Annotated in this window: 5 protein-coding genes and 1 pseudogene; 3 read left to right on the top strand and 3 right to left on the bottom strand. The window is 65.6% G+C overall.

Annotated features, from left to right (window positions below):
• Positions 1-163: 163 nt before the first annotated feature.
• Positions 164-1,570 carry an oxygen-independent coproporphyrinogen III oxidase gene (gene hemN / locus CSC76_RS18290; protein WP_162111388.1) on the bottom strand — a complete coding sequence of 469 codons (1,407 nt, stop codon included), beginning with the start codon at positions 1,568-1,570 and terminating at the stop codon, positions 164-166.
• Positions 1,571-1,615: 45 nt separating this feature from the next.
• Positions 1,616-2,851: an MFS transporter gene (locus CSC76_RS18285; protein WP_162111389.1), complete on the bottom strand. Its 1,236-nt coding sequence runs from the start codon at positions 2,849-2,851 to the stop codon at positions 1,616-1,618.
• 174 nt (positions 2,852-3,025) lie between these two features.
• On the opposite strand from CSC76_RS18285, the pseudogene CSC76_RS18280 reads away from it, so the two are divergent.
• From CSC76_RS18280 to CSC76_RS19460, 3 genes and pseudogenes are all read left to right on the top strand, one after another.
• Positions 3,026-5,325 (top strand): annotated as a pseudogene (locus CSC76_RS18280) (FdhF/YdeP family oxidoreductase).
• Positions 5,315-6,124: a formate dehydrogenase accessory sulfurtransferase FdhD gene (gene fdhD / locus CSC76_RS18275; RefSeq protein ID WP_162111387.1), complete on the top strand. Its 810-nt coding sequence runs from the start codon at positions 5,315-5,317 to the stop codon at positions 6,122-6,124. The pseudogene CSC76_RS18280 and the gene fdhD overlap by 11 nt, the downstream one beginning before the upstream one ends.
• Before the next feature lie 243 nt (positions 6,125-6,367).
• The gene (locus tag CSC76_RS19460; protein WP_162111386.1) at positions 6,368-6,775 is read left to right on the top strand and encodes a DUF4124 domain-containing protein; all 408 of its coding nucleotides are present in this window, start codon (positions 6,368-6,370) and stop codon (positions 6,773-6,775) included.
• Between the two features lie 1,748 nt (positions 6,776-8,523).
• On the opposite strand, the gene CSC76_RS18265 is transcribed toward CSC76_RS19460, so the two are convergent.
• The coding region (locus CSC76_RS18265; RefSeq protein ID WP_162111385.1) for an integrase core domain-containing protein at positions 8,524-8,655 on the bottom strand (132 nt) is incomplete at its 5' end.

Raw genomic sequence — 8,655 nt, 5'->3', positions numbered from 1 at the left:
CCCCGCGTCCTCACGGCACCCAGGCCCTGCCGCCTGCCGCCGCGCCCGGCAGGCCCGCGCCAGGGCGCTCGCGCGGATGGGGCGGCGCCGGTACTTCGCCACCAGCCGTCGCCTGGACGACCGCGTCCACGACGCCTGCCGCTGATCGTCGGCGTCGGCAGTATCAGACGGTACGGGAGAACCGGGGCGCGTCGGGGGCGGGCGTGGCCGGCAGGTAGCGGTCGAAGCACATCGCGATCACGCGCAGAAGCAGGCGGCCCTTGGCCGTGGCCTGGAAACCCACCCGCGTGAAGGTCAGCAGGCCGTCGTCGGCCAGCGCCTGCAGGCGGGGCAGGGCGTCGGCGAAGTACTCCGCGAAGTCGATGCCATAGCGCCGTCCCACGCGTGCGTAGTCCAGTCGCCCGTGGCACATCAATTCCTGGATGCCCTCCGCGCGCAGCACGTCGTCACGGTCCAGCGGCATCCCGCGCCAGACCGGCAGGCGACCGTCATCGATGGCGCGTTCCCAGCTGGCGATGTCGCGCGGGTTCTGGCTGAAGCTGTCGCCGATGTGGCTGATGGCGCTCACGCCGAACCCGATCAGGTCGCTGTCGGCGTGGGTGGTGTAGCCCATGAAGTTGCGGTGCAGGTCGCCGCGTGCCTGCGCGCGCGCCAGTTCGTCGTCCGGCAGCGCGAAATGGTCCATGCCGATGTACACGTAGCCGGCCGCGCCCAGGCGCTCGATCGCGCACTGCAGCAGCGCCAGCTTGTCCTCCGCGCTGGGCAGATCCTCCAGCGCGATGCGCTGCTGCGGCTTGAACAGCTGCGGCAGGTGCGCATAGCTGTACACGGCGATGCGGTCCGGACGCGCCTGCACCACGGTGTCCAGCGTGCGCTCGAATCCCGCGCGGGTCTGCTTCGGCAGGCCGTAGATCAGGTCGATGTTGACCGACCGCATGCCATGCTCGCGGCACGCGGCCACGATGGCCAGCGTGTCCTCCACGCTCTGCTCGCGGTTGACCGCTTTCTGCACCTTCGGGTCGAAATCCTGCACGCCCAGGCTGGCCCGGTTGAAACCCACCTTCGCGAGTTCGGCGATGTCGTCCGGCGTGACGAAGCGCGGATCCAGCTCGATGGAAAAATCCATCGTCTCGCGCGGTGCGAAGCTGAACTGGCTGCGCAGTTCGGCCACGCAGTCCGCGATCTGGGCCGGGGTAAGGAAATTCGGTGTGCCGCCACCAAAGTGCAGCTGCACCACGGGACGGCCACTGTCGAACAGCGGCGCCATCCGCGCGATCTCGCGGTACAGGTAGTCCAGGTAGACCTCGCCGCGGGCCTTGTCGCGGGTGATCACGCGGTTGCAGCCGCAGTAGAAGCACGGACTGGTGCAGAAGGGGATGTGCACGTACAGCGAGAGCGGCCGCGCGTGGTCCTGCTGGTTGCTCGCCCGCGCATGCTCGCGCAACTGCTGTGCACCGAAGTCCCCGCTGAACTGCGGCGCGGTCGGATAGGAGGTGTAGCGGGGGCCCGGCGTGTCGTAGCGCCGCAGCAGGTCCGCATCGAACAGGGGGGAAGGGGAGACTTTGCCCATGCGCCACAGGCTAGGGCGCCGCATCTTCCCCCGCATTGATCGGGATCAATTCCGCACCGGTTCCTCGCGTCCGTGGTCGGCCGCATCGGGAATCTCCGGCAGCATCTCCAGCGCGGTCGGCGTGGTGCGCAGCATGGGATGGAACCGGCCGGGATGCAGCAGCCGGCGCGCCTTGAACAGGCGGCGGCCGCCGGCCACCAGCGCCAACAGGCCCAGGGTGCAGGCGAAGAACAGCGGCAGTGCCTCCGCACCGAAGCGCTGCATCAGCGCACCGGCCACGGCGGGACCGATCGCGGCGCCGATGCCGTTGAGCAGCAGCAACGCGCTGCAGCCTGCAAGCAGCTGTTCGCCCGGCAGACGATCCAGCAGGTGCGCGACCGCCAGGGGATAAAGCGCGAATGCCAGACCGCCGAACAGGAAGAACAGGGCGTGCGCCTGACTCTCGAAGCGCAGCGTGAGCAGGGCGGTAGCGGCGCCTGCGGCGGCGACCAGCGTCAACATGCTGCGGCGGTCGCCCCGATCGGCCAGGCGGCCGATCGGCAACTGCAGGGCGGCGCCGCCGATGATGGTCACCGCCATGAAGGTACCGACGCCTGCGCGATCCAGCCCGAGCGAGGCCGCATACACGGCGCCCATGCCCCAGAATGCGCCCAGCGCCAGGCCGGCGAGCACCGCGCCGGCGGCCGCACTCGGCGCGGCCCGGCAGATCGCCAGCAGGTGCACCTTCGGAGCGACGATCATCACCGGCGGCGAAAGCCGTGTCGCGCTGACCGGCAGGATGGCCAGCGCGAACAGGATCGCCACGACACTGAACAGCACCGGGCTGCGCGGAGGCTGCAGGTCGAGCAACAGCTGGCCGGCCGCCAGGGCGAGCAGCGAGACCACCATATACACGCCGAACACGCGGCTGCGATGCTCGGGCGCGGCCTGCGCGTTCAACCAGCTTTCGATCACCGTGCACAGTCCGACCAGCGACATGCCGGTGACCACGCGCAGCAGCATCCACCCGACAGGCTCCCTCCACAGCGGGTACACCAGCACCGCCGCCGCCGCGAGCGCGGCATGGAATGCGAATGCACGGATGTGGCCGACGCGCCGGATCAGAGGTGGCGCCGTGAACGTGCCCAGGAAGAAGCCGACGAAGTAGCCCGACATCACCAGGCCCGTCGTGCGCTCGCCCCAACCTTCCGCCTGGCTGCGCATGGCCAGCAGCGTTCCCAGCAGGCCATTTCCACCCAGCAGCAGCGCAACGCTGGCGAGCAGGGCAGTGAGCGGAAGCAGGAGGCGGATCACGGGAGGCAGGCGGTACCGGGGCAGGGGAGGTCCACATGCTAGCAACCCGATGCTGAGCGTCCGGTTCACAGACTCCACGCATGCATGACGCATGCATGCCGTGCGAAGTCATCGGGTATCCTGCAAGCGTCTCTTTCTCCGGCACGCAAGGGCAGGGATCCGATGAGTGAGCGCAAGGTCCCGGGCATCGACGAGTACGACGGCGCAGCCGGCGGATGGGGCGCGCTCGCGGCCGTCGCACGCGCGGTGAAGGGCCAGATGGCGGTCGGCCGCGAAACCGCCGCCCTGCGACGCGTCAACCAGCCCACCGGTTTCGACTGCCCGGGCTGCGCCTGGCCGGATCCGCAGCACACCTCGTCGTTCGAGTTCTGCGAGAACGGTGCCAAGGCGGTGTCGTGGGAAGCCACCGGCAAGCGCGCGACACCGGACTTCTTCGCACGCCACACGCTGGCGGAACTGTGGGAATGGAGCGACCACGCACTGGAGGACGAAGGCCGGCTGACGCATCCGATGGCGTACGACGCCGATGCGGACCGCTACGTGCCGATCGGCTGGGACGAAGCCTTCGCCCGCATCGGCGCGGCGCTGCGGGCGTTGCCGCATCCGGACATGGCCGAGTTCTACACCTCCGGCCGCACGTCCAACGAGGCCGCCTTCCTGTACCAGCTGATGGTGCGCGAGTACGGCACCAACAACTTCCCCGACTGCTCCAACATGTGCCACGAGGCCACCAGCGTGGGGCTGCCCGCATCCATCGGCGTGGGCAAGGGCACGGTGACGCTGGACGATTTCGCCCTGTGCGACGCGCTTTTCAGCTTCGGCCACAATCCCGGCACCAACCACCCGCGCATGCTGTCCACGCTGCGCGAGGTATCGAAGCGAGGCGTGCCTATCGTGGCGGTGAATCCGCTGCGCGAACGCGGCCTGGAGCGCTTCACCTCGCCGCAGCATCCCGGGGAGATGCTGACCAACACCGCCACCCCGATCGCCCAAACCTATTACCAGGTGAAGATCGGCGGCGATCTGGCGCTGCTCAAAGGCATGATGAAGTGGCTGCTGGAGGCCGACGCAGCGGATCTGGCTGCCGGCGGTGCCGGCGTGCTGGACCATGCCTTCATCGCCGAACACACCGAAGGCCTGGATGCGCTTCACGAAGACCTTGCACAGACGTCGTGGGACGACGGGGTGGCGCGGTCAGGCCTGTCGCGCGACGACATCGCCGCGGCCGCACGCCTCTATGCGCAGGCCGAGCGGGTGATCCTCTGCTACGGCATGGGCATGACCCAGCACCGCCGCGGCACGCAGAACGTGCAGCAGATGGCCAACCTGTTGCTGCTGCGCGGGAACATCGGCAAGCCCGGCGCCGGCATCGCGCCGATCCGCGGTCACTCCAACGTGCAGGGCGACCGCACGGTGGGCATCACGGAAAAGCCGACGCAGGCGCTGGTCGATGCCATCAGGCAGCGTTACGGCTTCGCGTTCCCGCTCCCCCATGGCCACGATGCGGTGGACGCCGTGCGTGCCATCCGCGACGGGCGCTCGCGTGCGCTCGTCTGCATGGGCGGCAACCTGGCCGTGGCGATGCCGGACCCGGACACCACGATCCCGGCGATGCGCAATCTGGACCTGGCCGTGCATATCGCCACCAAGTTGAACCGCTCGCACCTGATCCCCGCCCGGCAGGTGTTCCTGTGCCGTGCCTGGGCCGCACCGAGCGCGATGTGCAGGCCAGCGGCCTGCAATCGGTGACGGTGGAGGATTCGATGTCGATGGTGCACGCCTCGCAGGGCGGGTTGCCGCCGGCGTCCGAGCACCTGCTGTCCGAACCCGCCATCGTCGCCGGCATCGCCAAGGCCACGCTGCCGCACACGAAGGTGGACTGGGATGGCCTGGTCGGCGATTACGACCGCATCCGCGACGATATCGAAGCGGTGTTCCCCATCTTCAGGGATTTCAACCGGCGCGTGCGCGAGCCGGGCGGGTTCCGGCTGTACATCGGCGCATCGGAGCGCGACTGGGGCGCGGCGGGCAAGGCGCGCTTCCTGGTCGCACCCGGTCTGGGCGAGGACCCGGCAGGCGACGGGGATGCCTTACTGACGCTGACCACGGTGCGTTCGCACGATCAGTACAACACCACCATCTACGGCTTCGACGACCGCTACCGCGGCGTCAGTGGGCGGCGCGACGTGGTGTTCCTCAACCGCGACGACATGCGGGCGCGTGGCCTGCAGTCGGGCGACCGGATCGAAGTGGAATCGCGCGTCGGTGACGCCGTGCGCCGGCTCTCGGGCTTCATCGCAGTCGAGTACGACCTGCCGCGCGGCTCGGCGGCGATGTACTACCCGGAAGGCAACCGACTGGTGCCGTTGGACAGCCACGATCCGCATTCGGGTACGCCGGCCTACAAGTCGATTCCCGTCGTGGTGAGCAAGCTCGACGATCCGGCCGTCCATGCCGGCTGATCGCGTCGACGGGGTGGCCTGGCGCGAGGTCGTCGATGTCGCCGGCGGCGTGTCGGCCGTGCGCCGTGACCAGCTGGCCGAGGAGGTTCCGCTGGCGATCCACTGCAACGGCGAGCCGTTGGCGGTGATGATGGTGTCGCCGTGCGACCTGGAGGATTTCGCGCACGGCTTCGCGCTGACCGAACTCGGGCTGGGGCCGGCCGATCTCGTTTCGGTGGTCCTGCAGTCGTTGCTGGAGGGCATCCAGCTGGATCTCCGCACACGCGATCCCTTGCCTGCACGTGCCGTGGATCCGCAGCGCTGGCTGCCGGGCCGCAGTGGCTGCGGCATCTGCGGTCACCGGCATCTGGAGGATGTGGTCAGACAACCAGCGGCCGTGGGGCAGGGGAGTGCCATCGCGTCTTCCGCGCTGGAGGTGGCGCTGCGCCAGATCGAGCAGCGGCAGCCGTTGAATGCGGCCACCGGTGCGATCCACGCGGCGGCATGGGCAAGGGTGGATGGCTCGCTGGTGCTGGTCCGCGAGGATGTCGGGCGCCACAACGCGCTGGACAAGTTGATCGGCGCCATGCAGCGCGAAGGTGTCGATCCGGCATCGGGCTTCGCGCTGGTCACCAGCCGCGCGAGTTACGAGATGGTGGCGAAGGCCGCGACGGCCGGCTTCCCGCTGCTGGCCGCGATGTCGGCACCCACGGCGTTGGCGGTGGACCTGGCGACGGGATGCGGGATGACGTTGATAGGTTTTCTGCGTGCGGGACGATATGTGGTTTACAGCCATCCTCGTCGGCTTGAGACAGATTGAAGATGCTCCGTTAAGTGCCGCGTGCCGGCGCTGTTGAAGAAAGCCATCATCATGGGCGGTTGCATCCATCGCGCACTCTGAGCCCACCTCCGCTCGCACCGTGGTCGGCTACCGCCTCGCGTGGCGATGTGTTCCCGCGCATTCCCGGGCCTGACCCCGGAAACACCTACACGGGGCCGACCACCGGGCTTTAGCTGGGCCGATTTGGAGGTATATTCGCGCCCAGCAGCGTAGGGGTGCGCAATGAAATGGATTTTGGGATTGCTGCTGGCCGGGCTTGCGGCCAGTTCTGGGGCTCAGTCTGTTTACAAGTGTCGGGATGCCAAAGGACAGCCCGTCTATCAGTCTGAACCATGCCCAGAGGCTGAGAAGCGCTGGGACACCCAGCCGTCTACCACGACGTGGGACGATTATTACAAGCGCCAAGAGGCTGATCGGAAGATAGCAGCGGATCGTCAGCACATGCGGGCGAGGGCGCGCGAGCTTTCGAATGGGCAAGGTCCGTCAGGCGCTTCCGTGGGTACGCCGAATGCGGATGCGTGCGCCAGAGCGAAAGCGGCTAGGGCGCAAGCTTATGAAGCAATGGGGGTCAGCCGGAACTTTCAAGCGTCTCGACACTGGGACGACGTTGTATGGAACGCGTGTAAGTAGGCGAACTATGGCGCGCGTGGTATTTCCCTTTCTGAACCCTGTACTCGCGGCAGTCATTCGAGACATTGATCAAATAACGGGTTTCGGGCTATCGGAGGCGGATGAAGAGCCCTTCCTCTACTTCATGCGATTTCTTGCGAGACCGGCATCGTCTGAGCTCCTCTCGTGGAGAGCAGATGACGATAACCGGTACTGGTTCGATAAGGTGTTTAAGATCGTGCACGACACCCAGTCTAGCTTTGCGTGTGTCAACTATCATTACGCAAATATCTATCGATTGGAGAGTGAAGTTAGGGTCGCCGTTGAGCGCCATGACTTTCGTAGCGTCATAGGTGATCGCTCCGTGTTCTCAGGCGGGAATACACGAAAGCTCGACTTTGAGTACCAAGCCTATGTTCTAGCTTACAGACGTTGCCTGGAATACTTGGCGATTGGTCTATGCGGCTACTTTCGGATCAAGTCCAACTCATTTAAGCGGCTTCCGAGGACACTTCAGAACGTTAGAAAGAAAGATCGGCATGTTGCCGCGGCGCTTTCCGCAGTCCACGCAAATTTCGTTGAGGAACTCGCTTTTGTGTTGTCCGCTGAAACGGATCCTCATTCGACGAGAGATCTAATTAGCCACTATGAGTACGTTGACGCAGGAGTGGTCAATCTGACACCTCACGGGTTTGTCTTGGCCGGGGGTGGTGAGGGGCTGTTGCCGAGGGGTTTACCTCTGACGCAAGTCCTATCCAACCGGCTGCTGGTGTTGCGTGAATGTATTTCTCAGTTCATACACACCTTCGTCAATTCCATCGAGGCTGGCCAGCCTGATGTAGGGGCAGAGCCCCTACGGTGACAGCGACTGGAAGGAGCGGGCTCTTACCCGGCTCGGCTGCCGAAGTGGCGGGCGGGCCAGTCGGCAAGCTCCACGACGACGACCTTGACCGATCCCTGCGAAACCTTGCGCTTGGCGTTCCGGGCCCGGGCAGCGTCCCGGCGGGCCTCAGCATCGAGTCGCCACATGATCCCGCGCATGCATTCCGGGCGAGTACTGGATCACAGGAAGGATGAGGCAATCGAGACACGCTCTGAGTGAGGTTTTCGCGATGAGGTCAACCATGAAGGCAAGGCACGCAGTAGTTTGCGTACTCTTTTTCTCAGGAGCGCTGTTGGCTGAGGTTCCTACTGACGTTTATTGCTCCGAGAGTTTCTGTGTGCAGATCGCGCATCACCCCAAGGTGCATCCAAAGGATAGCTACGTCTTCCGTGGCAAGGAGGGGGTAGAACACCACGTCGTCAGGTTCGAGGACGGGGCTGTCCTATCTGTACTAGCAACCCCGAGTCCGAAGGGAACTTGCGCGGTCAGCGCCATCATGATGGAGCCACTGAAGGACGGAGAGTTCTTCGGTAAGGGGTGTGTGAAGTCGACGACGCGTGTTCCGGACTTCCAGCTCGCGGTACGCCTAACGAGCCGCCAGGAAGACGCCCGATACTTCTTCTCCCGGACTCATCCGACTATGTGGGGCGCCGCGCGAGATGGCGAGGGTGAGTACTCGGATGTGGCGACTGAAGTGCTCTTGATCCGGTCCAAGCCTTAGTCCTGATGGGCCGGCCGGGATGAAGCAGATTGTCTGACGCCGCAAAACCGCCCCAGCACTAACTGATTGATTCGTATGCGAGTTGGCGCTCATTTGGGGCAAGTTGCTGGGCTTTGAATTCGCCAACAAATGCCTCTTGGTTCGCGACGCGCCAGCAATCGCCCCCTAGTTGTGTAAACCCACCACGTTGTTCAGTGGGATTCGGGTGATGGGTGGCCTGTAGCCAAGGCTGGCATGTGGTCGATGCCAGTTGTAGTGATGAAGCCAGCCCTGCAGCGCGTGGGCTCGCTGTTCGGA

Origin of the sequence: Pseudoxanthomonas mexicana, from assembly GCF_010093385.1 — a bacterium.
Lineage (GTDB): Bacteria > Pseudomonadota > Gammaproteobacteria > Xanthomonadales > Xanthomonadaceae > Pseudoxanthomonas_A > Pseudoxanthomonas_A mexicana.
Note: the sequence above shows the minus strand (reverse complement) of the source record. Positions and strands in the feature narration are given on the sequence as shown.

Excerpts from the sequence above, each read along its gene's own strand:
- hemN (WP_162111388.1), bottom strand. The coding sequence starts at position 1,570 with ATGGGCAAAGTCTCCCCTTCCCCCCTGTTCGATGCGGACCTGCTGCGG.
- fdhD (WP_162111387.1), top strand. The coding sequence starts at position 5,315 with ATGCCGGCTGATCGCGTCGACGGGGTGGCCTGGCGCGAGGTCGTCGAT.
- CSC76_RS19460 (WP_162111386.1), top strand. The coding sequence starts at position 6,368 with ATGAAATGGATTTTGGGATTGCTGCTGGCCGGGCTTGCGGCCAGTTCT.